General features: G+C 53.3%; 27 protein-coding genes. 20 read left to right on the top strand and 7 right to left on the bottom strand.

The features are described 5' to 3' along the window. Positions 1-179: 179 nt before the first annotated feature. From sirA to GYMC52_RS06445, 4 genes are all read left to right on the top strand, one after another. A complete protein-coding gene (gene sirA, locus GYMC52_RS06430; protein WP_013523458.1) occupies positions 180-617 on the top strand; it encodes a sporulation inhibitor of replication protein SirA in 438 nt (145 codons plus the stop codon). A gap of 89 nt (positions 618-706) precedes the next feature. Continuing rightward, a complete protein-coding gene (locus tag GYMC52_RS06435) occupies positions 707-919 on the top strand; it encodes a YneF family protein (RefSeq protein ID WP_011230833.1) in 213 nt (70 codons plus the stop codon). A 124-nt stretch (positions 920-1,043) separates the two neighbouring features. After that, positions 1,044-2,783, top strand: coding sequence for an ABC transporter transmembrane domain-containing protein (locus GYMC52_RS06440; protein WP_013523459.1), 1,740 nt, complete (start codon positions 1,044-1,046; stop codon positions 2,781-2,783). Between the two features lie 89 nt (positions 2,784-2,872). Beyond that, positions 2,873-4,651 (top strand): ABC transporter ATP-binding protein, encoded by a 1,779-nt coding sequence (locus tag GYMC52_RS06445; protein WP_013523460.1) that lies wholly within the window; start codon positions 2,873-2,875, stop codon positions 4,649-4,651. 57 nt (positions 4,652-4,708) lie between these two features. On the opposite strand, the gene GYMC52_RS06450 is transcribed toward GYMC52_RS06445, so the two are convergent. Next, positions 4,709-4,888 carry an aspartyl-phosphate phosphatase Spo0E family protein gene (locus tag GYMC52_RS06450; RefSeq protein ID WP_011230836.1) on the bottom strand — a complete coding sequence of 60 codons (180 nt, stop codon included), beginning with the start codon at positions 4,886-4,888 and terminating at the stop codon, positions 4,709-4,711. Positions 4,889-5,056: 168 nt separating this feature from the next. Here GYMC52_RS06450 and GYMC52_RS06455 point away from each other — a divergent pair, with 168 nt between their 5' ends. From GYMC52_RS06455 to GYMC52_RS06465, 3 genes are all read left to right on the top strand, one after another. Further along, on the top strand, positions 5,057-5,764 hold the full coding sequence (locus tag GYMC52_RS06455; RefSeq protein WP_013523461.1) for a cytochrome c biogenesis protein CcdA: 708 nt from the start codon (positions 5,057-5,059) through the stop codon (positions 5,762-5,764). Between the two features lie 69 nt (positions 5,765-5,833). Next, positions 5,834-6,190 carry a response regulator gene (locus GYMC52_RS06460; protein WP_011230839.1) on the top strand — a complete coding sequence of 119 codons (357 nt, stop codon included), beginning with the start codon at positions 5,834-5,836 and terminating at the stop codon, positions 6,188-6,190. Between the two features lie 201 nt (positions 6,191-6,391). After that, positions 6,392-6,871 (top strand): CcdC family protein, encoded by a 480-nt coding sequence (locus GYMC52_RS06465; RefSeq protein ID WP_020278238.1) that lies wholly within the window; start codon positions 6,392-6,394, stop codon positions 6,869-6,871. 189 nt (positions 6,872-7,060) lie between these two features. Here the strand turns inward: GYMC52_RS06465 and GYMC52_RS06470 are convergent, their stop codons facing one another. Continuing rightward, complete coding sequence (locus tag GYMC52_RS06470; RefSeq protein ID WP_011230841.1) at positions 7,061-7,495, bottom strand: DUF2621 domain-containing protein; 435 nt, start codon at positions 7,493-7,495, stop codon at positions 7,061-7,063. A 270-nt stretch (positions 7,496-7,765) separates the two neighbouring features. Here GYMC52_RS06470 and GYMC52_RS06475 point away from each other — a divergent pair, with 270 nt between their 5' ends. The 6 genes from GYMC52_RS06475 (at position 7,766) to GYMC52_RS06500 (ending at position 14,174) form a co-directional block, all read left to right on the top strand. Continuing rightward, positions 7,766-8,434, top strand: a complete 669-nt coding sequence (locus tag GYMC52_RS06475; protein WP_173346435.1) for a cell wall hydrolase — start codon at positions 7,766-7,768, stop codon at positions 8,432-8,434. Positions 8,435-8,559: 125 nt separating this feature from the next. Then, positions 8,560-11,238, top strand: a complete 2,679-nt coding sequence (locus GYMC52_RS06480; protein WP_013523462.1) for a sigma-54-dependent transcriptional regulator — start codon at positions 8,560-8,562, stop codon at positions 11,236-11,238. 167 nt (positions 11,239-11,405) lie between these two features. Further along, positions 11,406-11,708 (top strand): PTS sugar transporter subunit IIB, encoded by a 303-nt coding sequence (locus tag GYMC52_RS06485; RefSeq protein WP_013145675.1) that lies wholly within the window; start codon positions 11,406-11,408, stop codon positions 11,706-11,708. Positions 11,709-11,725: 17 nt separating this feature from the next. Beyond that, complete coding sequence (celB, locus tag GYMC52_RS06490; protein WP_013145674.1) at positions 11,726-13,081, top strand: PTS cellobiose transporter subunit IIC; 1,356 nt, start codon at positions 11,726-11,728, stop codon at positions 13,079-13,081. A gap of 17 nt (positions 13,082-13,098) precedes the next feature. Next, complete coding sequence (gene chbG / locus GYMC52_RS06495) at positions 13,099-13,836, top strand: chitin disaccharide deacetylase (protein WP_013145673.1); 738 nt, start codon at positions 13,099-13,101, stop codon at positions 13,834-13,836. An 11-nt stretch (positions 13,837-13,847) separates the two neighbouring features. After that, entirely contained in the window at positions 13,848-14,174 is a 327-nt protein-coding gene (locus tag GYMC52_RS06500) for a PTS lactose/cellobiose transporter subunit IIA (protein WP_013523463.1), read from the top strand. Positions 14,175-14,385: 211 nt separating this feature from the next. Here the strand turns inward: GYMC52_RS06500 and GYMC52_RS06505 are convergent, their stop codons facing one another. Then, positions 14,386-14,532: a small acid-soluble spore protein P gene (locus GYMC52_RS06505; RefSeq protein WP_011230843.1), complete on the bottom strand. Its 147-nt coding sequence runs from the start codon at positions 14,530-14,532 to the stop codon at positions 14,386-14,388. A gap of 125 nt (positions 14,533-14,657) precedes the next feature. Here GYMC52_RS06505 and GYMC52_RS06510 point away from each other — a divergent pair, with 125 nt between their 5' ends. Continuing rightward, positions 14,658-14,918 carry a hypothetical protein gene (locus GYMC52_RS06510; RefSeq protein ID WP_013523464.1) on the top strand — a complete coding sequence of 87 codons (261 nt, stop codon included), beginning with the start codon at positions 14,658-14,660 and terminating at the stop codon, positions 14,916-14,918. Positions 14,919-14,988: 70 nt separating this feature from the next. Here the strand turns inward: GYMC52_RS06510 and sspO are convergent, their stop codons facing one another. Then, complete coding sequence (sspO, locus tag GYMC52_RS06515; RefSeq protein ID WP_008879509.1) at positions 14,989-15,138, bottom strand: small acid-soluble spore protein O; 150 nt, start codon at positions 15,136-15,138, stop codon at positions 14,989-14,991. 233 nt (positions 15,139-15,371) lie between these two features. On the opposite strand from sspO, the gene acnA reads away from it, so the two are divergent. Continuing rightward, positions 15,372-18,092: an aconitate hydratase AcnA gene (acnA, locus tag GYMC52_RS06520; protein ID WP_013523465.1), complete on the top strand. Its 2,721-nt coding sequence runs from the start codon at positions 15,372-15,374 to the stop codon at positions 18,090-18,092. Positions 18,093-18,167: 75 nt separating this feature from the next. Here acnA and GYMC52_RS06525 read toward each other — a convergent pair whose 3' ends face one another. Next, the gene (locus tag GYMC52_RS06525; RefSeq protein ID WP_013523466.1) at positions 18,168-19,094 is read right to left on the bottom strand and encodes a DMT family transporter; all 927 of its coding nucleotides are present in this window, start codon (positions 19,092-19,094) and stop codon (positions 18,168-18,170) included. Between the two features lie 229 nt (positions 19,095-19,323). On the opposite strand from GYMC52_RS06525, the gene GYMC52_RS06530 reads away from it, so the two are divergent. Then, positions 19,324-19,989: a ribonuclease H family protein gene (locus tag GYMC52_RS06530; protein ID WP_013523467.1), complete on the top strand. Its 666-nt coding sequence runs from the start codon at positions 19,324-19,326 to the stop codon at positions 19,987-19,989. A gap of 6 nt (positions 19,990-19,995) precedes the next feature. Beyond that, positions 19,996-20,211, top strand: a complete 216-nt coding sequence (locus tag GYMC52_RS06535; RefSeq protein ID WP_013523468.1) for a zinc-finger domain-containing protein — start codon at positions 19,996-19,998, stop codon at positions 20,209-20,211. Between the two features lie 153 nt (positions 20,212-20,364). Here GYMC52_RS06535 and GYMC52_RS06540 read toward each other — a convergent pair whose 3' ends face one another. Beyond that, on the bottom strand, positions 20,365-20,634 hold the full coding sequence (locus GYMC52_RS06540) for a DUF2564 family protein (RefSeq protein ID WP_013523469.1): 270 nt from the start codon (positions 20,632-20,634) through the stop codon (positions 20,365-20,367). A 129-nt stretch (positions 20,635-20,763) separates the two neighbouring features. Further along, positions 20,764-20,964: a cold-shock protein CspD gene (cspD, locus tag GYMC52_RS06545; RefSeq protein ID WP_003251474.1), complete on the bottom strand. Its 201-nt coding sequence runs from the start codon at positions 20,962-20,964 to the stop codon at positions 20,764-20,766. 321 nt (positions 20,965-21,285) lie between these two features. Here cspD and GYMC52_RS06550 point away from each other — a divergent pair, with 321 nt between their 5' ends. The 3 genes from GYMC52_RS06550 (at position 21,286) to GYMC52_RS06560 (ending at position 23,157) form a co-directional block, all read left to right on the top strand. After that, complete coding sequence (locus GYMC52_RS06550) at positions 21,286-21,537, top strand: hypothetical protein (protein ID WP_013145664.1); 252 nt, start codon at positions 21,286-21,288, stop codon at positions 21,535-21,537. A 195-nt stretch (positions 21,538-21,732) separates the two neighbouring features. Then, positions 21,733-22,134 (top strand): sporulation protein, encoded by a 402-nt coding sequence (locus tag GYMC52_RS06555; RefSeq protein WP_013145663.1) that lies wholly within the window; start codon positions 21,733-21,735, stop codon positions 22,132-22,134. Positions 22,135-22,338: 204 nt separating this feature from the next. Beyond that, the gene (locus GYMC52_RS06560; protein WP_013523470.1) at positions 22,339-23,157 is read left to right on the top strand and encodes an MIP/aquaporin family protein; all 819 of its coding nucleotides are present in this window, start codon (positions 22,339-22,341) and stop codon (positions 23,155-23,157) included. The last annotated feature ends 38 nt before the right edge of the window (positions 23,158-23,195 follow it).

Genomic DNA, 23,195 nt, shown 5'->3' on the forward strand with positions numbered 1-23,195 from the left:
CAAGTATTTTCGGGGTTGAATCGAGGGCAAAGGCTTGTTTGTTGGCCTGTTTGCGGCCGCATGGCCATCGCAAACAAAAATCGACAATGTTAGTGAAAAAACTTGCCGTTAATAGACATATTTTTCCCCTTTCCTTTTCTATAATAGAAAATAGATTGAACAGAAATGGGGGATGGGGCATGGTCCGCTATTGGATTTATTTGTTGAATGACGATGTGGCGTCGCATTACCGCCATCGGGCAGAAAAAATTGTCGAACTGCTTCGTGAGCATCAATACGCGAAAGCGCCGCTGAAGGCGATTTGCCGCAAGCAAGTCGAATTTATCACCGAACGGCTGTCATTTTCGCGCCTGGAACTTGGCTTAAAGCAATATTTTGCCGGCCGCGTCGGCAAAAATTTGGAGCGCAATATGTTTGTTTTGCAAAACGACGCCGGCGAGGAAGCGTTGCTTGTCGTGCAAAAGCGCCGCTTGCTTCTTGTCGCTGACAGCGCGCCGCTTGCCTCGGACATCGGGCGGGCGCTCGCTCGGATTTCGCCGACGTTTTTGGCGGTCGACGCCGATTTTGTCGATTACTACTGGCTGTCTGCGCCTCGGCAAGGAAGAAAATTTGCGTAATGAAAAGATTTTTGTCGCGAAATATTGTCTAATGACGCATCGTTTAGTACACTGTTAGGGAGACAACAAGAAGGAGGAAAATCGCTGTTATGTGGGGTACGATTCTCGTTGGCGTGCTGGCGCTCATCGCCGGGGTGGCGATCGGATTTTTCGTCGCCCGCAAAACGATGATCAATTATTTGAAGAAAAACCCGCCGATCAATGAACAAATGATTCGCATGATGATGATGCAAATGGGAATGACGCCATCCCAGAAGAAAATCAATCAGATGATGAAAATGATGAACAATCAACTGAAATAAGCGAAACGGACACTCGATCGAGAGTGTCTTTTTATTTTGCCAAAATGTTCTTTCAAAATTTTTCTAGTTTTGTTACAATAATATGGCGATTGTTCGTCAGCCAAATGAAAGGAGGGCGGGCCTTATGCGCGTGTTTCGCGATTTGTTTTGGTTTTTCCGTCAAGAAAAGAAGGCGTATATCACCGGCATTTTCGTGCTTGTCATCGTGGCGTTTTTGGAGACAGTCCCGCCGAAAGTGATCGGCTTGTTGGTCGATCATATGAAAAACGGCACGATGACAAAAGAAGTGCTCATCCGCTGGATCGCCGTCCTCGCCGCCGTTGCGGCGGCGCTTTACGGGCTCCGCTACGCTTGGCGCATTTTCATTTTCGGTTCGGCGGTCAAGCTTGCCCGCCAGCTGCGCAACGAGCTGTATCAGCATTTTACGAACATGTCGCCGTCGTTTTACCAGCGGAAGCGGATCGGCGATTTAATGGCCCATGCGACCAACGATTTGCAAGCGATTCAGCAGACGGCCGGAAGCGGCATTTTGACGCTTGTTGACTCGGTGACGCTTGGCGGGTTTGTGTTGGCAACGATGGCGTTTTCGATCAGCTGGAAGCTGACGCTCATCAGCCTATTGCCGATGCCCGTGATGGCGGCGGCGACGAGCCGCTATGGGACGATGCTCCATCGTCGGTTTTTAACGGCGCAAGCGGCGTTTTCGTCGCTGAACGACAAGGTGCAGGAAAGCGTCAGCGGCATCCGCGTCATCAAGGCGTTCGGCTATGAGGAACACGATGTCGAGGCGTTTCGCCGTCAATCGGAAGACGTCGTGGCGAAAAACGTTGCCGTCGCCAAAATTGACGCCTTGTTTGATCCGACGATCGGGCTGCTTGTTGGGCTGTCGTTTTTTCTCGCTGTGGCGTTTGGCAGCCAAATGGTTTTGGCGGGCGAATTGACGATCGGCGAGCTTGTGTCGTTTACGACCTACCTTGGCCTGCTCATTTGGCCGATGTTGGCGTTCGGCTGGCTGTTTAACATTGTTGAGCGAGGGCGCGCTTCGTACGACCGGGTGCGGGCGCTGTTGGCTGAACAAGATGAAATCATCGAGCGCCCCGATGCCGTAGATGTCCCGCCGAAAGGGGATATTGAATACCGCGTTGATCAATTTGCCTATCCGGGAGAGACAAAGCCGGCGCTTCGGGGCATTCGTTTTCAGCTCAAGCGTGGAGCGACGCTTGGCGTCGTCGGCAAAACCGGGGCGGGAAAAACGACGTTGCTTCGTTTGCTGCTGCGCGAGTTTGACGGCTATGACGGCGAGATTCGCTTCGGCGGCCGCGACATTCGTGATTATACGCTTTCCGCGCTCCGTTCGGCGATCGGCTACGTGCCGCAAGACCATTTCTTGTTTTCTGCCTCTGTCCGCGACAACATCGCCTTTGCCAAGCCGGAAGCCGGAGAGGACGAGGTCGTCCGGGCGGCGCGGCTGGCCGACATTCATGATGACATTTTGCAGTTTCCTGACGGGTATGAGACGGTCATCGGCGAGCGCGGCGTTTCCCTATCCGGTGGGCAAAAACAGCGGCTGTCAATCGCCCGGGCGCTTCTCATTGACCCGGAAGTGCTCATTTTTGATGACGCGTTGTCGGCCGTGGATGCGAAGACCGAGGTGCGGATTTTAGCGGCGCTCAAACAGGAGCGGCGCGGAAAAACGACGATCATCGCCGCTCATCGTTTAAGCGCGGTTGAGCATGCCGATTGGATTCTCGTCCTTGACGGGGGGCGAATTGTGCAGGCCGGAACGCACGAGCAGCTGATGGCAGAAGACGGCTGGTATCGTGACATGCACCGACGCCAGCAGCTTGAGGCGCTTGCGGAGTAACAACAGATCTGAACGTTCGAGCTCTCGCCAAAAACGAGCGGAGCGAAAAGCTTGAAAATACAAGTTGTTTGTGAAATAGGGGGAAGTGGATGAACGACCGATGGTTGACAACAAAAGAGCAGCGGCGCGTTTTATGGCGGCTGCTCGCTTATATGGGAAGATACAAAAAAGAAACTGCGCTTGCGTTTACGCTTCTTCTGTTGGCAACGGCCGGGGAGCTTTCCGGCCCGTATTTGGTGAAAGTGTTCATTGACGACTATTTGGCGCCGGGCCGCCTTGCTTTTGGACCGGTGGCGGCGCTGGCCGCCGCCTATCTCGGCGTGCTCGTCTTGAAAACGATCATTTCCTACTTCCAGCTTGTCGAGTTTCAGCGGCTCGCTTTGCACGTCATTCAAGCGCTGCGGATGGATGTGTTTGCGAAAGTGCACCGGCTCGGGATGAGCTATTTTGACCGGACGCCGGGCGGAAGCATCGTTTCGCGGGTGACGAACGATACAGAAGCGATCAAGGACATGTTCATCAGCGTCCTAGCGGCCTTTGTGCAAAACGGATTGTTTGTCATCGGCGTGTTTGTCGCCATGTTTTCGCTTGATGCTAAGCTTGCGTTGTTTTGCCTGTTCATCCTCCCGGCGATCGCGTTCATCATGCACACATACCGACGCTACAGCTCGGTGTTTTATCAAGAGATGCGCGAACGGCTGAGCGAACTGAACGCCAAATTGAACGAATCGCTGCAAGGAATGGCCGTCATTCAAGCGTTCCGCCAGCAGCGCCGTTTATATCAAGAGTTTGCCGCCGTCAATGAAGCGCATTACAAGGCGGGAATGAAAAACATCCACCTCGATGGGCTGCTGCTTCGACCGGCGATCGATGTGGTGTATATGCTGTCGATCATGGTCGTGCTCAGCTTTTTTGGCATCACGGCGCTTGATGGCCCAGTTGAGATCGGCGTGCTGTATGCGTTTGTCAACTATTTGGAGCGCTTTTTCGAACCGGTGACGCAAATGATGATGCGCCTGTCTCTTTACCAGCAGGCGATCGTTTCCGCCTCTCGCGTGTTTGCCCTTCTTGATCATCAAGAAGAGGCGCCGGCCAATCCAAATTGGTCGCCGCATGTGATCGAGCGCGGGGAAATCGAATTTCGGGATGTCAGCTTTTCCTACGACGGCAAACGGGATGTGCTGAAACGGCTGTCGTTTGTCATCCGTCCAGGTCAGACGGTCGCGTTTGTCGGCCATACCGGCAGCGGCAAAAGTTCGATCATCAACTTGCTCATGCGCTTTTATGAGTTTGACCGCGGCGATATTTTGCTTGACGGCCGGTCGATCCGCGATTACTCGCGCGCCGAGCTGCGCCGCCGCCTCGGCCTTGTCTTGCAAGATCCGTTTTTGTTTTACGGGACGGTCAAAGAGAACATTCGCATGTATAATCAGGAACTGGACGACGAAGCCATTAAGGAGGCCGCTCGGCTCGTGCAGGCCGATGCGTTTATTGAGCAATTGCCCGATCGTTACGACCATGTGCTCGCCGAGCGCGGGGCGACGTTATCAAGCGGTCAGCGCCAGCTTCTTTCCTTTGCTCGCACGATCGCTGCTGATCCGAAAATTTTGGTGCTCGATGAGGCGACCGCCCATATTGACACTGAAACAGAGGAAGCGATTCAAGATGCGCTCATGCGCATGCGGAAAGGGCGGACGACGATCGTCATCGCCCACCGTCTATCAACGATTCAAGACGCCGATCAAATTTTCGTCCTCCACCGCGGCGAAATCATCGAGCGCGGTACGCATCAGCAACTGCTGGCGCAAAAAGGGCTTTACTACCAAATGTACTTGCTGCAAAACGGCCTTGTCGACGTCCATGCGTAAATGGCGGCGTTTTGCCGCCCCTGCTTGGAACAAAAAGAAGAAAGCGCCACATCCCGCCTAGCGGGAGGCGCTTTGCTTTCGCCGCTTGGTTTGTTCGCGTTGATAGGCATTGAGCAACGTGTCAAGTTCTTTGCTGATTTTCATGGCCGCCGCGGAGTTTAACCCCGTTTTGGCCACCGTGTCGACAAGCTCCATCCGCTTTTGTTCAATCAAGGTCAACAATTTGCATTTTGGCACGAATCGACCGTCCTTTGCTTGAAGTATTGTGTATGGTGCTTTATACTATTTTATCAGTGAACGCAAAAATGGAAAATAGAAAAATTGACCAGGAACAATGAGAAACACGTTACGGGAAGAAGGAATTCTGCTAAAATAAAAAGTAAAAAAGCAGGGGCTGGTTCACCAATGAATGATCTCAATCTATTTTTAGCGTTCGGCGCCGGGTTTTTGTCGTTTATTTCCCCGTGCTGCTTGCCGCTTTATCCGGCGTTTTTATCGTATATCACCGGCGTGTCGGTCAGCGAGTTGAAAGAGGAAAACGCGATGCTGAACCGCCGCAGCTTATGGCATACGCTTTGCTTTTTGCTCGGCTTCTCGCTCATTTTTATCTCGCTTGGCTTTGGCACCTCGCTGCTTGGAAGGCTGTTTGTTGATTATCAAGATGCGATCCGGCAAATCGGCGCGGTCGTGATCGTCGCTCTCGGCCTCGTCGTCGCCGGGCTGTGGAAGCCGGCGTTTTTGCTGAAAGACCGGCGCATTTCGTTTCGTGAACGGCCATCGGGATATGTCGGCTCCGTGCTGATCGGCATGGCGTTTGCCGCCGGTTGGACGCCGTGCATGGGGCCGATTTTGGTGGCGGTTGTCGCTCTAGCCGCCACCAACCCGGGCTCAGGAATGGTGTATATGCTTGCTTATACGCTCGGATTTGCCGTTCCGTTTTTCATGTTGTCGTTTTTTATCGGCAAGTTGCAATGGATCCGCCGCCATAGCGCATCCATCATGAAGGCGGGCGGCTATGTCATGGTGGCGATGGGCGTCGTTTTGTACTTTGACTGGATGACAAAGCTGATTGCTTATACGACAAGCTTGTTTGGCGGATTTACTGGTTTTTAGCGGCGATGGAGCCGCCCTTTGTGCGGGCTGTTGTTGGAGGAATATCGTTGAGGAGAGGGCGATGGAAAGATGGCTGCCATTTTAATTGCTGACGATGCGAAGTTTATGCGGGTAACGCTGGCGCGCATATTGGAAAAAACGGATCACACCGTAGCCGGTGAGGCGGAAAACGGCAAAGAGGCGGTCGAGCTGTATCGCCGGCTGCGCCCCGATCTTGTCATCATGGACATTACGATGCCGGTCATGAATGGGATTGAAGCGGTGCGGGCGATTAAGGAGATCGATCCCGGGGCGAAAATCATCATCTGCTCGGCGCTCGGGCAGCAGCGTATGGTCGTTGAGGCCATTGAAGCCGGAGCGGCCGACTTCATCGTCAAGCCGTTTGAAGAAACCCGCGTGCTCGAGGCGATTGCCCGTCTTTTGTAAGCGGGCTTCGGCTCCGTACGGCATAGGAAGGCGCCGGCTTATGACCGCTGGAAGACATCTGGCTGCGTTCCTCTTGGCAAGCGAGAGGGATGAAGCGAGCGCGATGTTTGGCGAAGGCGGGGGCGGCTTTAGAGGACGGTAGGCAAGCGGAGCGGTTTTTGCTATAATAGCGTTGTCCGTGAATTTTGTCGGAAGAAGGTGATGGCTTTGGCGTTCATTACATCGCTCATCGCCGTTGTGATGGCGTTTTTCATCTTTTTTGTGCGCATGAAGGCGTCGGAAAAGCCGACGAATGCCAAAAAAATTATTTTGCCGCCGCTGTTTATGAGCACCGGGGCGCTGATGTTCATCGATCCGGTCTTTCGCGTTACGCGCGGGGAGCTCATCGAAGCGGTCATTCTCGGCCTGTTTTTCTCGCTGTTTCTCATTAAAACGTCGAAATTTGAAATCCGCGGCAGCGATATTTATTTGAAACGCTCAAAATCCTTTATTTGGATTTTGCTCGGGCTGATTGTCATTCGTCTTGGCTTGAAAACGTATTTAGGACGAACGATCGACTACCGCCAGTTAAGCGGCATGTTTTATTTGCTCGCGTTTTCGATGATCGTCCCATGGCGGATTGCGATGTACGTTTCGTATAGAAAGCTGGCGGCGCAGCTGAAACCGCCAGTGCTGACATAAAGAGCTGTCCCGCTGATGGACAGCTCCCTTTTTTGTTGCGCCAAGCCACTTCACTTCGCTTCCCTGGAATTGTCCCGCAGACGGAGCTGAAGTCGTCGGTCCCGGCCTAAAAAGCTGCTTGTTTGGGCCGCTTTTTTCATGCTGAAACAGACGAAAGCCGCTGGTCAGCCTTAGACGAAAGGCGGAACGTCAGCGGCTTTCCAATAAATGTTTATAAGGGGCGAGATCGATGTTCTTCGCCTGCAATGTCCGGATCAAAAACTTATGGTCGCGCTTGGGGGTTGCGATGATGTAGCCGCGGATCAGCAAGTCGCGTGTGATGCGCGGCGCCTGCTCCTTGAGCGCAAGCTCGCCGATTTTGCCGGCGATCTTTTGCCGCGCCACGTCGCGGAACAATTCCGGCACAGGGCGAACCAATTCCTCAAGCAGCGCTTTTTCTTCTTCCCCCCATAAATGGCGCGTCTGTTCAATGTAATATTCCTGCCAGTCGAGCTCCGATTTTCCATCTTCTTTCGGCAGCCGCTTCAAAAACTTGCGGAACATGAAAAAGCCGCCGATCGACATCATGACAAGCAAAAAGACGACCCAAAGCAAAATAAACCAAAGAAACCATCCGGTCAGCACGATCCCCACCCCAACATGATGATCAACTGTTTTGCCATAGGCAAGATTCTTCTACTATTATGTCGAAAAGCTTGCTGTTTGGCAAGTTTCAAACGGCGGCTTGTTACGAAGTGTAACGCAACTGTAATGCAACTGTAAAAAAGCTTGTCCCGCCTTACAGCGCCAATGGATGGAAAGCCGCCGGCCGCTTTGTATGGAAAAGATATACAGTGACGTTCCCTTCTTTGCCTGCTAATCTAGTAAACAAAGAAAAAAAGCCAAAAGGCAACGATGAGGGGGATGCGCAGAGTGAAAAAAACGATCGCAGCGCTCACGATCATTTGCTGTATGGCGTTAAGCTCTCATGGGCTGTCGGCGGAAGCGGCTGGCTCGTATACATACTATCAAGTGAAAAAAGGGGATACGTTGTCGAAGATCGCCAAACAATATCATACTACGGTTGCTTCGTTAAAGTTGTTAAATCACTTAAAAAGCGATGCCATTTATGCCGGAGAAAGGCTGAAAGTGCCGGCTGCGGCGAAGCGATCGGCTTCGGCGCCGGCAAAGAAGAAATCGATCTCATTAAGCGCTGCTGACCGGAAGCTTCTCGCCCAGCTTGTGCAAGCGGAGACCGGTTCGAGCGAGCCGTTTGCCGGCAAGGTGGAAGTGGCGCTTGTGGTTTTAAACCGCACAAAGCATCCGGAGTTTCCAAAGACGGTGCGCGGCGTCATTTATCAAAAAACGAAATCCGGCTATGCGTTTGTACCAGCCAAAACGGGGAAATTGACCCGCATTCAGCCGACCAAGCAGGATTACGAGGCGGTCGACAAGGCGCTAGCCTTATTCCCAAACGATCGCCGCGGCTCGCTTTATTTCTACAATCCGAAAATCACAAAAGACAAATGGATGTTGTCGCGTCCGGTGACGATTCGCATCGGGCACCATGTCTTCACGAGATGAACGGGGTCGAATAAGGCCTCGTTCTTTTGTTTTGTGCATAGCGGCGGGCCGGCGTTGTTTCATCACGATTCGGCAGGAATTTCGACCGGCGGCTGCGAATGTGTGTAACGAGGAGGGGAGCGATCGTGAAAAGAATCGATCTCATCTATAACACGCTGTGTCAGTGGAAGAAGAGCGGAGAGTCGTGGGCGAGCGCAGAGGAGCTAGCTGACGCTCTCGGATTGGATCGAGCTAACGTCAGCCGCGATTTGAATCGGTTGTGGAGGGAAGGAAAAGTGCAAAAACGGCCGGGAAGGCCGGTGCGGTTTGCGGTCGCCGGCAATAGAGCGACAGCGCCGCGGTTGGACCGGCTTGCCGCCGAACAGCCGAGTTTGGCCATGGCCATCGAGCAGGGCAAAGCTGCCCTCTTGTATCCGCCGAAAGGACTGCCGATGCTGATTGTCGGGGAAACTGGGACGGGGAAATCGATGTTTGCCGAGTTGCTCCATGAATTTGCCGTCGCAACTGGCCGTTTTCCGCCGGGGGCGCCGTTTGTGACTTTTAACTGTGCTGACTACGCCAACAACCCGCAACTGTTGCTTGGGCAACTGTTTGGAATCCGGAAAGGAGCGTACACGGGAGCGCATGAACAAAAAGGGCTGCTTGAGAAGGCGGATGGAGGCATTTTATTTTTAGATGAAGTGCACCGCCTGCCGGCGGAAGGTCAGGAGATGCTGTTTACATTTATTGACCGCGGCGTCTACCGCCGGCTAGGGGAAACGGACACGGAACGAACGGCTGATGTGCTGTTGATTTGCGCAACGACTGAAAACCCGGAATCCAACTTGCTGAAAACGTTTCGTCGCCGCATTCCGATGCATATTTGGTTGCCGCCGCTTGAGAAGCGGACGCTTGAGGAACGGTACTGTCTCGTCATGCAATTTTTTCAACAGGAAGCGGTGCGCCTCGGGAAAGACATTCATGTCTCTGCCAATGCGTTGCGCGCCTTTTTGTTTTACCCCTGTCCAAACAACGTCGGACAGCTGAAAGCCGACATTCAGCTCGTTTGCGCCAAGGCGTATGCCGACTATGTCACCGGAAAAAAAGAAAACGTCCGCATCCAGCGCGCTGACTTGTCGTTTGAGGTGCAAAGCGGGCTGTTGCTCGAGAAAAAGCATCCGCAGGCCGCCTCCTTTCCGCTGCCGCACGGTCGGTGCGTGTTTTCAGCGCATGGAGGCGAATGCCGACCAGAACTGGTGAATGATGACCAGCAATCGATTTATGACAATATTGAGCGCAAATACAGTGAGTTGAAAAAGCAGGGCGTCACCGGCGATGAACTGGATTTGCTGCTTGAGATGGACATTGAACGTTATGTTTCGCAGTATATGAAAGGTCTTCATCGCCGCATTCGCGATCGCTGCGATCTGGAGAAAATGATCGCACCTGACGTCCTGTCATTAACCGAGGCGCTAATTGTCTACGCGGAGAACAAACTGGAACGCCGTTTCCCGGAAAAGGTGATGTATGCGCTCGCTTTGCATATTCAAACGGCGCTTAATCGCCTTCGGACCGGGAACGCCGTGACCCACCCACAGCTCAATCAGGTGCGCACCGCTTATAAAAAAGAGTTTGCCGTTGCCTTGGACTGCTTGCAGCTTATGGAAGAACAGATGCGCATTGATTTTCCCATCGATGAAGCGGGGTTTTTGACCATGTTTTTCGCGCACCGTGACGAAAAACAGGAGGAACAGGAAGAGCGGGTGGCGGTGGTTGTCATCATGCATGGCAACGGCGTTGCGTCGGCTATGGCGGATGTCGTCAACAAATTGTTGGCAGCCGCATGCGTGCAAGCGGTCGATATGCCGCTCGATGCGGACCCGAAACAAGTTTACGAGCAAGTAAAAGCAGTCTTGCAGCCGGTTGCATCGACGAAAGGGGCATTGCTGCTTGTTGATATGGGATCGCTCGTGTCTTTTGCCCATTTTTTAGAAAAAGAGCTTGCCATTCCAGTGAAAGTCATTTCTCTAGCGAGTACGCCGCATGTATTGGAAGCCGCCCGCAAAGCGATGCTCGGCTATTCGCTTGTCGACATTTATAACGAAGTGAAAACCGCTGCGCCATATTATATGCGCCAACCGTTTTGGGAAGAGGACGGGGCGGAGCAAGATAGGCTGGCGATTGTTACGGCTTGTTTGACGGGAAAAGGAAGTGCGCTTGCATTAAAGCATATATTGGAAACTTACTTGCAGCTTGATGAACAATTGTGGGAAATTATCCCTATTCATATCGTTGATGAAAAAGAAGCGCAAAATAGGTTGTCAAACATAGCCAAACATGTTCGAATCGTCGCCATCGTCAGCCATTTCCGCCTCGATGAACGGATTCCGCACTTTGCTTTGGACGAAGTGCTCAGTCTGAAAGCCATGAAAGAAATACAAGCGCTTGTCGATGATGAAGAAATGTATATGCATATGGCCCGAGAACTGGAGGGCCATCTTCGCCATCTGTCCTCAGGACGGGCGATTCCGGTGATCCGCGCGGTGCTCGCGTCGATCAGCCAAGAGATCGGGTTTCCGTCGCAGTCCAGCGATATGGCCGGACTTGTCCTTCATTTATGCTGCCTGCTTGATCGGTTGTTGGCCGGTGAACCATCAAGCGATGCTGGGACGGACGGTGGTTGCCGTGAACACGAACCGCTGTATACGATCGTGAAGGAGGGGCTGTTTCCGCTCGAACAGCGGTACGGCGTTCGCATCGGTGAGAACGAATTGTGTCACATTATTCGCTTTTTCCGCTCGCTGCGGCAAAAACGGGACACATAAGGCGTCTGCTTCTTTGTTTTGCGCCGTTCGATTGAAAACGGTTTCAATACACAGTTGCCGCTGACTGACACACAATGAGCCGATCTCGCTTTTCACTGCTTTTTTATTGTTGGCATGGAATTTGCTTGTTTAAGATGGCGATCACAAAACAAAGGAGGAGAAAAGCGATGAACATTTTACTCATTTGCGCCGCCGGCATGTCGACGAGTTTGCTCGTGACGAAGATGCAGGAGGCGGCAAAGCAAAAAGGGATCGAGGCGAACATTTGGGCTGTGTCAGCTGATGAAGCGAAAAGTCATCTCGACCAGGCGGATGTTGTGCTGATTGGTCCACAAATCCGCTATAAGCTTGCCGCCTTCAAAAAAGAGGGTGAGGCGCGCGGCATTCCGGTTGATGTCATCAATCCAGCTGACTACGGGCGTGTCAACGGCTCTGGGGTGCTGGACTTTGCGCTGCGGTTAAAAAAATAAACAGGGGGTAGGGGCGGATGGATCGGTTTATTCGTGTGTTGGAAGAGCGTGTGATGCCTGTCGCCGGCAGGATTGCCGAACAGCGCCATTTGCAAGCCATTCGTGACGGAATCATTTTGTCGATGCCGCTCTTGATTATCGGGTCTTTATTTTTAATCATTGGTTTTTTGCCGATCCCCGGTTATAACGAATGGATGGCGAAATGGTTTGGCGAACATTGGCTCGATAAGCTGTTGTATCCGGTCGGGGCGACATTCGACATTATGGCGCTTGTCGTCAGCTTCGGCGTCGCTTACCGGTTGGCGGAAAAGTACAAAGTTGATGCGCTTTCGGCCGGGGCGATTTCACTTGCCGCTTTTTTGCTCGCAACTCCGTATAAAGTGCCGTTCACGCCGGAAGGAGCGAAAGAAGCCATTATGGTCAGCGGCGGCATTCCGGTGCAATGGGTCGGCAGCAAAGGTTTGTTTGTCGCCATGATTTTGGCGATCGCATCGACGGAAATTTACCGAAAAATCATCCAAAAAAATATTGTCATTCGACTTCCGGATGGGGTGCCGCCTGCAGTGGCCCGCTCTTTTGTTGCTTTGATTCCGGGGGCCGCTGTTCTCGTCGTTGTCTGGGTGGCCCGCCTTATTTTGGAAATGACGCCGTTTGAAAGTTTCCATAATATTGTATCTGTGCTTCTAAACAAACCGCTCAGTGTGCTCGGCGGCAGTTTATTTGGCGCCATTGTCGCTGTACTGCTTGTGCAGCTGCTATGGTCGACCGGTTTGCACGGGGCGGCGATCGTAGGAGGAGTAATGGGGCCGATTTGGCTGTCGCTGATGGACGAAAACCGGATGGTGTTCCAGCAAAATCCGAATGCCGAACTGCCCAACGTCATTACGCAGCAGTTTTTTGATCTTTGGATTTACATCGGCGGTTCAGGAGCGACATTGGCGTTGGCGTTGACCATGATGCTTCGGGCGCGCAGCCGGCAGTTGAAAAGCTTAGGGCGGCTCGCGATCGCACCTGGCATTTTCAATATTAATGAGCCGATCACGTTCGGTATGCCGATCGTCATGAATCCATTGCTTATCATTCCATTCATTCTCGTGCCTGTCGTGCTTGTTGTTGTCTCCTACGCGGCGATGGCGACTGGGCTTGTCGCCAAACCAAGCGGGGTGGCCGTGCCATGGACGACACCGATCGTGATCAGTGGCTATTTAGCGACGGGGGGCAAAATTTCCGGGAGCATTTTGCAAATCGTCAACTTCTTCATCGCGTTTGCCATCTACTATCCATTTTTCTCGATTTGGGACAAACAAAAAGCGGCCGAAGAGCAGACCGATCCAACAATCTCAAGCGGAGCGGGAACAACGCACTCGCTGTAAATAAGGAGAGGAACGAAATGCCGCGCTATTGCATAGTCAACGCCGATGATTTCGGTTACTCGAAAGGGGTCAACTACGGAATTTTGGAAGCGTTTCAACACGGTGTCGTCACGTCGGCGACGCTGATGGCCAACATGCCAGCGGCAGAACACGCCGCCCGGTTGGCGAAGGAACATCCGGAACTCGGCGTCGGCATTCATTTTGTGCTGACGTGCGGCCGGCCGCTGGCCGATGTTCCGTCGCTTGTGAACGAGAACGGGGAGTTTCCGCGGCGTGGAGAGGCGCTTGCTGGCGCTAGGCGCAGCGATATCGAGCGGGAGCTTGCTGCCCAACTCGAGCGGGTTTTCTCGCTTGGGCTCTCTCCCACGCATATCGACAGCCATCATCACGTCCATGAGCACCCGAATGTGTTTCCGGTTGTGGAACAATTGGCCGAACGCTATCGGCTGCCGATCCGTCCGGTGCGGACGACACGGCCGCACCGGCTGGCAACCGTCGATGTCTTTTTTCCCGACTTTTACGGGGATGGATTGACAAAGGACCATTTTTTGACGCTCATCGACCGGATTGGCGACGGGCAGACGGCAGAAGTGATGTGCCATCCGGCCTATATGGACGCCCCTCTTGCTGCGGGAAGCTCTTATTGCCGGCAGCGGATCGAGGAGTTGGCTGTACTGACCGATCCAGCGCTCTCTAAGGAGATCGCAGAGCGTGGCGTCCAGTTAATTACGTACCGTGAATTCTATCAACTATAGGAGATGGCGTTATGCAAACGTATGAACAAACTGTATTCCAACTGATTCTTCATGGCGGAAACGGCCGCAGTTATGCAATGGAGGCGATTATGGCGGCGAAAAAAGGGGAATTTGCCGAGGCGCGCAGGCTGCTTGAACAGGCGGGAGCAGAACTGCAGGCGGCCCATGGGCTGCAGACCGCGTTGCTGCAACAAGAAGCGAGCGGCGGGCAGCCGGTGGTGACGCTTCTGATGGTGCATGCCCAAGATCATTTAATGACGGCGATCACGGTCAAGGATTTAGCCGCTGAATTCGTGGAGCTGTATGAAGCGCTCAAGCGGCAAACAGCCGAATCATAATCGCCGTCGGCCGGCTTGTTGACCGGGTGAGGATGATTCGCTTCAACGGGAATGAACCCAAGGCGGGCGGCAACGGGCTGTTCTAGCGACCGCCCGCTTTGTTGATTTTACAATAATTTTATTATGTAAATATAATGACACCAGCCGTTCAGCCCGCCCGGCTGCCGCCGGGCGCGGCTAAACGGAGATAAGGAAACTCCGCTTGTTTTCGTCACATATCGTGGCTTGTGTTGTGCTTTTGCCGCGTGTGATTGCGGTTCTTCACTTTTTTCGAACCGTCAAGCGGCTCCGGCTGCCCAGGATTGTCGCCTTTTGGGGCGTTTTTGCGCATATCTTTGCCGTCGTTTTTGTTCGTCATTTGTTGTCCCTCCTTTGTCCGTTAGCATGCGGCGTTGTGCTTTCGCTTATTCGGCGCATAATTTGCGCCCGGTTTGAAACGATAAGTAGTGAACGACCGCGATGACTGCGAAGGAGGGACGAGCCATGGTTTACCATAAAACGAAGCAAGAGGCGTTTCAAGCAGCGCAAAAGGCGACGATGGAAGCGAAAGAATGGCACGATCACTTGGTGCGTGATCAAGCCGACTACGGCCACCAGCTGGCCCATCTTCGGCAAGAAGTAAACGAGGCGTTCGCCCAAATTGAAAACGCGCTCGAAGTTGCCTCGGAAACGCAGCGCGTGCAGCTCGAAAAATTCCGCAGCGATTTGCAGGCGATTGTTGATGAAGTGAATCAACATGAGTAAGGGAATGCCGGCGGCGGACATTCCCTTTTTTCATGCTATGGCAGTCCGGGATGGCGGAATGGCCGCCATGCTATTGGTTCTTTTTTCGTTTTTTGTTGTTTTGGCGCTGTGCTTCTGTCAGCGGTTCATTGGAAAATTCTTCATTGTAGCCGGCTCCCATTCCTTGCGCTTTGGCGGCGTTCATGCCAGGGATCACGTGGTTTGCTTTTCGCTTTGCCATTCGTTTCACCTCCGCTTCTAGTTTGCGACGAAACGGGCGCCTTATTCCTCTTTTGCCGCGGTAAGGAAGTAATATGGCGAGACATTGGAAATCATTATTTACAACTTGTCCTGTTCTATAATAAGATAAAGTCGTGCCGAACTTTATGGGGATTGGGAGAATTCATGCTATTTTTTCGACTTTTGTGCGAAAAAATAGTATAGTATTATTGTGAAGTGAAGGGGGTTATACATATGGCGAAACAAGATGTGTTCAACGCCCGCTCTTCGTTTGTTGTAAACGGCAAGACGTACAACTACTACCGTTTGCAAGCGCTTGAAGAAGCGGGCATCGGCCAGGTGAGCCGCCTGCCGTACTCGATCAAAGTATTGCTTGAATCGGTGCTTCGCCAAGTCGACGGCCGCGTCATCACGAAAGAGCACGTCGAAAACTTGGCGAAATGGGGAACGCCGGAAATGAAAGACATCGACGTGCCGTTTAAGCCGTCGCGCGTCATTTTGCAAGACTTCACCGGCGTGCCGGCTGTCGTCGATTTGGCTTCGATGCGCAAAGCGATGGCCGATTTGGGAGGCGATCCGTACGAAATCAACCCGGAAATTCCGGTCGATCTCGTCATCGACCACTCGGTGCAAGTCGACCGCTACGGGTCAGACGATGCGCTGGAGTACAACATGGATTTGGAATTCAAACGGAACGCCGAACGGTACAAGTTTTTGAAATGGGCGCAAAAAGCGTTTAACAACTATCGTGCCGTTCCGCCGGCAACGGGGATCGTCCACCAAGTGAACTTGGAATATTTGGCAAGCGTCGTTCATGCGGTCGAAGGGGAGAACGGCGAGTACGAAGCGTTCCCGGATACGCTTGTCGGCACGGACTCGCATACGACGATGATCAACGGCCTCGGCGTCCTCGGTTGGGGGGTCGGCGGCATTGAAGCGGAAGCCGGCATGCTCGGCCAACCGTCGTACTTCCCGGTGCCGGAAGTCATCGGCGTCCGCCTGACAGGCAAGCTGCCGGACGGAGCGACGGCCACCGACTTGGCGCTTAAGGTGACGCAAGTGCTTCGGAAAAAAGGCGTCGTCGGCAAATTCGTTGAATTTTTCGGACCAGGAGTGGCGACTTTGCCGCTTGCCGACCGGGCGACGATTGCCAACATGGCGCCGGAATACGGGGCAACGTGCGGCTTCTTCCCGGTCGACGCTGAAGCGCTTGACTATTTGCGCTTGACCGGCCGCGACGAACATCACGTTCAAGTCGTCGAAGCGTATTGCAAAGCGAACGGTTTGTTCTACACGCCGGATGCACCGGAGCCGGTGTTTACGGATGTTGTGGAAATCAACTTGTCGGAAATTGAAACGAACTTGTCTGGCCCGAAACGGCCGCAAGACTTGATCCCGCTCTCGAAAATGAAACAGTCGTTCCGCGACGCGGTGAAAGCGCCGCAAGGCAACCAAGGCTTTGGCTTGACGGAAGCGGACTTGGAGCGGGAAATTACGGTCGAGCTGAACGGCGAACAAGTGAAATTGAAAACGGGCGCTGTCGTCATCGCGGCGATCACAAGCTGTACGAACACGTCGAACCCGTACGTGCTTGTCGCCGCTGGTTTAGTGGCGAAAAAAGCGGTCGAAAAAGGCTTGCAAGTGCCGAAATACGTGAAAACGTCGCTCGCGCCGGGCTCGAAAGTCGTCACCGGCTACTTGCGTGACTCGGGGCTGCTTCCGTATCTGGAACAGCTCGGTTTCAACATTGTCGGCTACGGCTGCACGACATGCATCGGCAACTCAGGTCCGCTTGCGCCGGAGCTCGAAAAAGCGCTCGCGGAAAGCGATCTGCTCGTGACAAGCGTCCTGTCCGGCAACCGGAACTTTGAAGGCCGCATCCACCCGCTTGTCAAAGGCAACTATTTGGCATCGCCGCCGCTTGTTGTCGCCTATGCGCTCGCCGGCACGGTCGACATTGACTTGTTGAACGAGCCGATTGGCAAAGACAAAGACGGCAACGACGTCTATTTCCGCGACATTTGGCCGTCGATGGAAGAAGTGAAGAATGTCGTCAAGCAAGCGGTCGATCCGGAACTGTTCCGCAAAGAATATGAGCGCGTGTTCGACGGCAATCCGCGCTGGAACGCCATCGAAACGACGGATGAGCCGCTGTACCAATGGGATGAAAACTCGACGTACATTCAAAATCCGCCGTTCTTTGAAGGCTTGTCGCCGGAAGTGCGCAAAGTTGAACCTCTCACCGGCTTGCGCGTCGTCGGCAAGTTCGGTGATTCGGTCACGACTGACCATATTTCGCCAGCTGGGTCGATCGGCAAAAACACGCCGGCAGGCCAATATTTGATCTCAAAAGGCGTCGAGCCGAAAGATTTCAACTCGTACGGTTCGCGGCGCGGCAACCATGAAGTGATGATGCGCGGCACGTTCGCCAACATCCGCATCCGCAACCAAATCGCGCCGGGCACGGAAGGCGGCTATACGACGTACTGGCCGACCGGCGAAGTGATGTCGATGTACGATGCGTGCATGAAATACAAACAAGACGGCACTGGGCTTGTCGTCATCGCCGGCAAAGACTACGGCATGGGCAGCTCGCGCGACTGGGCGGCGAAAGGAACGTTCTTGCTCGGCATCAAAACGGTCATCGCCGAAAGCTTTGAGCGCATCCACCGCTCGAACCTCGTCTTGATGGGCGTCTTGCCGTTGCAGTTCAAAGAAGGCGAAAACGCCGAAACGCTTGGTTTGACCGGCAAAGAAGTGTTCGAAGTCCACATTGATGAAAACGTCAAACCGCGCGACCTCGTCAAAGTGACGGCGACGAACCCGGATACGGGTGAAAAGAAAGAATTTGAGGTCATCGTCCGCTTTGACAGCGAAGTCGAAATCGACTACTATCGCCACGGCGGCATTTTGCAAATGGTGTTGCGCGAAAAATTGGCGAAAGTGAAACAATAACGACAAAAAGCAGGCTCCCATATCGGGAAGCCTGCTTTTAGCTTCACTGTTTTTCACTAAGAGCAATCGTTGCGGCTACGATGGGATGTTCCGCTTTTCCCGCCACCGTCTGCCCCAGAGGCGCATGCTTGGCAGTTCGGCGAAAAGCATGCCGGCCAAAATCGCAGCGCCGCCAAGCCAGGCAGACGGCGACAGCCGCTCGCCGGCCCAGAGATAGGCAGTTAAGGCGGCAAACACCGGCTCCATGGCAAAAATGAGCGCGACGCGGGTGGGGGTTGTATATTTTTGCACCGCCGTCTGAATGAAAAAGGCGGCGGTCGTCGCCAACAGCGACGTCACGGCAAGCGCCCCCCACACTTCCGGACGGCGAAGCACGGCTATGTTCCACATGTCGGCGGCATCTTCAAACCAAACGGCAAAAAGGAAACAAAGCGCAGCAACGGTAAAAATTTGCACTGTCGTCAGCAGCACGGTCGAATAACGCGATGAATATCGGCCGGTGACAATAATGTGCATGGCAAACGAAACAGCGCAAAAAAAGACGAACAAGTCGCCGCGGTTGAATGACAACTCGGCTCCGCCCGTCAGCCAATACAAGCCAAAGGCGGCGAGCGCTGCCCCAATGGCGGCGTTGGCGGTCGGCTTTTGCTTTAAAATGAAAACGGAAAAGAGCGGCACGAGCACGACGCTCAGCCCGGTAATAAATCCAGCTTTCGACGACGTCGTGTACAACAGCCCGATCGTTTGAAACGCATAGCCGCAAAACAGCCAAAGCCCCATCCACGCCCCGGCGCCGATGACCCGCCATGAAAGGTCGGACAACAGCGAGCGGGATCGGACAACAGCCCAGGCGAGCAGCAGCAAGCCGGCTAGGCTGAAGCGCACAGCGTTAAACGACAACGGCTCCAAAAAGGAAATGGCGTTTTGGACGACGACAAACGTCGTCCCCCAGACGAACGTTACCGCCAACAAACTTAAATCAGCGACGGTTTGCTGCTTCAATTCGACTCCCCCTTGTCGGTCTTTTCCACCCGTTGATCGGCTGCTAGCCGCTAGTGTACCATAAACGCGGCGAAAAAAACATACTTTTTTGGAAAAAAGCCGAGGCTTTGGCGTCAAAATCGGTTGAAATAGAAGGCTGCCGTGCATAATAATTAAATAATGAACAAGGACGAAAATGTGATAAAATAAAAACCGGCTTTGATCATGGCGATGCGGAAGGGTGACAACGTTGGAGGTGCAAATCCACTGGACATATATCACGCCGAAAAAGCAGGAAACGTTCCTCTTGACGGATTGGATTGAAGCAAGAGAGGCGCTCATGCTGGCCGATGATTTCGAGAAAACCGGGCGGGTGAAAGCGCTTGAGTTTGTCGACCGAAACGGGGTGGCATGGTCAAAAAAAGAGCTGAAAAAGCTGCTTGAAGAGATCGCCAGCGAGCCGCATGAGGTCGTCGTCTATTTTGACGGCGGGTTTGATCATGAGACGTCCCAAGGCGGCGCAGGGGCGGTCGTGTACTATAAGCAAAACGACCACCGCTACCGGCTGCGCGCCAACCGCCGGCTCGGGGAAATCAAATCGAACAACGAAGCCGAGTATGCGGCTTTTTGGTTTGTCATGCAGCTGCTCGAAGAACTGGGCGTCCGCCATTTGCCGGTGACGTTTCGCGGCGATTCCCATGTGGTGCTGAAGCAGCTGTCGGGCGACTGGCCGTGCTTTGAAGATGATTATAACGCTTGGCTTGACCGCATCGAAGCGAAACTGCGCGAGCTCGACATTCAACCGGTATATGAACCGATTGCGCGCAAGCAGAACAAAGAGGCCGATTCGCTCGCCCGTCAGGCGTTGGACGGACAGCTGATCACGAGCCGCACGGAATTGGAAGAGAAAGGGTAAGGTTGTATGGAAAAAAAACGAAACGAACGAAAAGAAATATTGGAACAGATCGCCCGGCTGGAAGAAACGTATTGCGACGGCTGTTTTTTAAAAAGCACGTTCCGCAAAGAGTACGGCAAAACGTACGCCCAGTCGTTTTGCATCCAACAATGCACGGTCGGAGAGCAAATGCGGCGGTACGGGGAGAAGCTGCTTTCCGTCCCACCGCGGCCGCGCCAATAGCGGAGGCCTGAACGGAAGCCGGTTTGCGGGCGCGATGCCAAGCCGCATGACATGGCGCTGTCCGGGAGCGGCCGCACATCGGCTGCCGTCTATCCCCCCTCTGTGCTCGGCGCAGTGAAAAGAGCTTCGCAAGCGAAGCTCTGTCGGATGGGGTTATTGTTGCGCCTCGCGAAGCTGGTGCTCGGCGCGGGCCAATGTTTGTTCGCACTGGGTGAGAAAGTCGCTGTCGACGCCAGTCGCCTGTTGACGGGCGCGGGCGAGTTGGCGGCGGGCGTTTTCGACCGCTTCTGCAGCGTGGTTGAGCATCTCCGGATCGAGCTGCATCGTCGCTTGACCGACCATTTTTTCCGCCGTTTCGACGAACATTTCCACTTGCTTTAAGTCGTTGTATCCCGTATGTACGTCGGCATCGCGTCTGGCCATATGAACACCTCCCTTTTTTTATTGTTCGCCGCTTGGTTGAATCTATGCAAATCGCAATGAAAAAGGCACCCTGCTTAAGCAGGGTGCCTCTCGTTCCGCTCCCGTTCTCACGTCTATGTCAACGAAGTCTTATAATTTGACAACGTTCGCTGCTTGCGGTCCGCGGTTTCCTTGGACGATTTCAAACGAAACTTCTTGGCCTTCTTCTAACGTTTTGAACCCTTCACCTTGGATCGCCGTGAAGTGGACGAATACGTCGGAACCGCCTTCCACTTCGATGAAACCGTAACCTTTTTCGTTGTTAAACCATTTTACTTTACCACGTTGCATAATACTGAATTCCTCCTAATACCTTTAGCCTGTTCGGCTAACCTCAAGATTTTTATCAAATAACAAAATATACTTCACAGCCATCCAAGATGCGTCTTCATGTTGAATGCCTGAAATATATTCTGTTATGTGATGACTTTACTATACACTACCGCGGGTGGCCGCGTCAAGCAAAAGAAAGGAAATTTCCGAAAAAAATTGTTTGCCGGCCCGAAAAACAATGCGTTGAAAAGGAAAGCGGGCCGCTGGGGAGAAAAAAGTCATGAGCAGGCAACAACGGCCATACATTGGAATAGGAACGACGAAAAGGGGGAGAAGCGGATGTACCGCGGAAAAATCGCGGGAAAAGAAGTGATCGTTCGATTGGGCAACCGGGTCAGCCGCCGCTATTTCAGCGACAATAAAATTTACCACATGGTTCTTTCGTACGGAGAGTCGGCGTTTCGCAAAGGGCAGGATATGTTTTGCATCTATAATGACCGCGTCGGCTTGATTGTTGCGGAAGTCGAGCAACAGGACGTCCCGGTCATTCGGATCGATTACATTATCGAAAACGAAAATGTGTACGAATAACCAATTGACAGCGGAAGGCGAATGCGGTAATCTCGAATGTAAGCGGTAACAAAATAAGCCGCATTCGTCCCTGTTTCTCCCAGGGGGCAGACGTGCCGCGCCAGCATCGTCTGTTTATTTTTTGGCTCGCGTTGAAACAGGCGGCTTCGTTTTTTCGTATGATGATATGACAAGAGAGACAAAGAGGTGACTGCGGTGTTATTGCGCAAAATGATGTCAAGAGTCGGAGTCGGGTCGGCGCACGTCGACTTGATCTTAAATAAATCGTTATGGCGCCAGGGGGAAATGATTCAAGGGATCGTCCACATTTACGGCGGAACGGTGGAACAAATGATCGAGCGGCTTGATGTGGAGCTCGTGCAAAAAACGATCGAAAACGGCAAGGAACTGGATGACATTGTCGCCGTCATTCCGGCGGCCGGAGCGTTTTCGATCAAGCCGGGCGAGAAAAAGGAGATCCCGTTTTCCTACACGATTCCGGAAACCTTGCCGCCATCGCGCCCCGGCCGGTCGTACCGGTTCATCACCCGCCTTCATATCGAAGACGCGGTCGATACGCTCGACTTCGATTACGTGCAAATTTTGCCGAAGAAATAGGTTGACAGCGTTTTCAACAGATGATATGCTAAAAGCAAGTTAATAATGTTGTGGTGGAGAAGCGGAGACCCACACATATTCCTCGTTGCTTAGCGGGGAAGTGTGTGGGTTTTTGTTTTTCCACCCAACGGCTAACCCTCCGGAGGGGCCGCCCAAGCAGGAAATAGCAGAGGAAATCACGAATGAAAAGGGGGAAGAGAACAAATGTCGCCATTTTTAGGGGAATTCATCGGTACGGCACTGCTCATCATTTTCGGCGCTGGTGTGTGCGCCGGGGTCAATTTAAAGAAATCATATGCGGCCAATTCGGGCTGGATTGTCATTACGATGGGGTGGGGGCTGGCGGTGGCCGTGGCCGTATACGCTGTCGGCCGGTATAGTGGCGCCCATCTCAATCCAGCGCTGACAGTGGCACTGGCCATAAGCGGCGATTTTCCATGGAAAGATGTCCCTGGCTATGTGTTGGCACAAGTACTTGGCGCTATGGTTGGGGCTGCCGTCGTCTATCTCCACTATTGGCCGCATTGGAAGGAAACAGACGACCCGGGTGTCAAGCTTGGCGTGTTTGCGACGGGTCCGGCAGTGCCGAATACGGCTGCCAACTTGCTTAGCGAGATCATCGGAACGTTTGTGTTGGTTTTGGCCATCTTGGCCATTGGCGCCAACAAATTCGCTGATGGGCTCAATCCATTTATCGTTGGTTTTTTGATCGTGGCGATTGGACTGTCGCTCGGCGGTACGACGGGATACGCCATTAATCCGGCCCGAGACTTTGGACCTCGCTTAGCCCACTTTTTGTTGCCAATCCCAGGGAAAGGGTCATCGAATTGGGCGTATGCGTGGGTGCCGATCGTCGGACCGCTGCTTGGGGGTGCGTTAGGCAGTTTGGTCTATAAAGCCGTTTTCTTGGGAAAACCGACAGGCGCATTATGGGGAGTGCTGGCGGCAACCGCAGTCGTTTTGGCGGCGGCGAAGATGGCAAAAGGAAAAACAGCCAGCGCCGCAAGCCGCCGTTCTCTCTAGTTGGCGTACGGGGTTTGTAAGCAAATAAAGGAGAAGGG

Origin of the sequence: Geobacillus sp. Y412MC52 (genome assembly GCF_000174795.2) — a bacterium.
In the GTDB taxonomy this organism is placed as follows: Bacteria; Bacillota; Bacilli; order Bacillales; family Anoxybacillaceae; genus Geobacillus; species Geobacillus thermoleovorans.

Coding starts and splice junctions, on each gene's coding strand:
- sirA (WP_013523458.1), top strand. CDS start 180: ATGGTCCGCTATTGGATTTATTTGTTGAATGACGATGTGGCGTCGCAT.
- GYMC52_RS06435 (WP_011230833.1), top strand. CDS start 707: ATGTGGGGTACGATTCTCGTTGGCGTGCTGGCGCTCATCGCCGGGGTG.
- GYMC52_RS06440 (WP_013523459.1), top strand. CDS start 1,044: ATGCGCGTGTTTCGCGATTTGTTTTGGTTTTTCCGTCAAGAAAAGAAG.
- GYMC52_RS06445 (WP_013523460.1), top strand. CDS start 2,873: ATGAACGACCGATGGTTGACAACAAAAGAGCAGCGGCGCGTTTTATGG.
- GYMC52_RS06455 (WP_013523461.1), top strand. CDS start 5,057: ATGAATGATCTCAATCTATTTTTAGCGTTCGGCGCCGGGTTTTTGTCG.
- GYMC52_RS06460 (WP_011230839.1), top strand. CDS start 5,834: ATGGCTGCCATTTTAATTGCTGACGATGCGAAGTTTATGCGGGTAACG.
- GYMC52_RS06465 (WP_020278238.1), top strand. CDS start 6,392: ATGGCTTTGGCGTTCATTACATCGCTCATCGCCGTTGTGATGGCGTTT.
- GYMC52_RS06475 (WP_173346435.1), top strand. CDS start 7,766: ATGAGGGGGATGCGCAGAGTGAAAAAAACGATCGCAGCGCTCACGATC.
- GYMC52_RS06485 (WP_013145675.1), top strand. CDS start 11,406: ATGAACATTTTACTCATTTGCGCCGCCGGCATGTCGACGAGTTTGCTC.
- celB (WP_013145674.1), top strand. CDS start 11,726: ATGGATCGGTTTATTCGTGTGTTGGAAGAGCGTGTGATGCCTGTCGCC.
- chbG (WP_013145673.1), top strand. CDS start 13,099: ATGCCGCGCTATTGCATAGTCAACGCCGATGATTTCGGTTACTCGAAA.
- GYMC52_RS06500 (WP_013523463.1), top strand. CDS start 13,848: ATGCAAACGTATGAACAAACTGTATTCCAACTGATTCTTCATGGCGGA.
- GYMC52_RS06505 (WP_011230843.1), bottom strand. CDS start 14,532: ATGACGAACAAAAACGACGGCAAAGATATGCGCAAAAACGCCCCAAAA.
- GYMC52_RS06510 (WP_013523464.1), top strand. CDS start 14,658: ATGGTTTACCATAAAACGAAGCAAGAGGCGTTTCAAGCAGCGCAAAAG.
- sspO (WP_008879509.1), bottom strand. CDS start 15,138: ATGGCAAAGCGAAAAGCAAACCACGTGATCCCTGGCATGAACGCCGCC.
- acnA (WP_013523465.1), top strand. CDS start 15,372: ATGGCGAAACAAGATGTGTTCAACGCCCGCTCTTCGTTTGTTGTAAAC.
- GYMC52_RS06535 (WP_013523468.1), top strand. CDS start 19,996: ATGGAAAAAAAACGAAACGAACGAAAAGAAATATTGGAACAGATCGCC.
- GYMC52_RS06540 (WP_013523469.1), bottom strand. CDS start 20,634: ATGGCCAGACGCGATGCCGACGTACATACGGGATACAACGACTTAAAG.
- cspD (WP_003251474.1), bottom strand. CDS start 20,964: ATGCAACGTGGTAAAGTAAAATGGTTTAACAACGAAAAAGGTTACGGT.
- GYMC52_RS06550 (WP_013145664.1), top strand. CDS start 21,286: ATGTACCGCGGAAAAATCGCGGGAAAAGAAGTGATCGTTCGATTGGGC.
- GYMC52_RS06560 (WP_013523470.1), top strand. CDS start 22,339: ATGTCGCCATTTTTAGGGGAATTCATCGGTACGGCACTGCTCATCATT.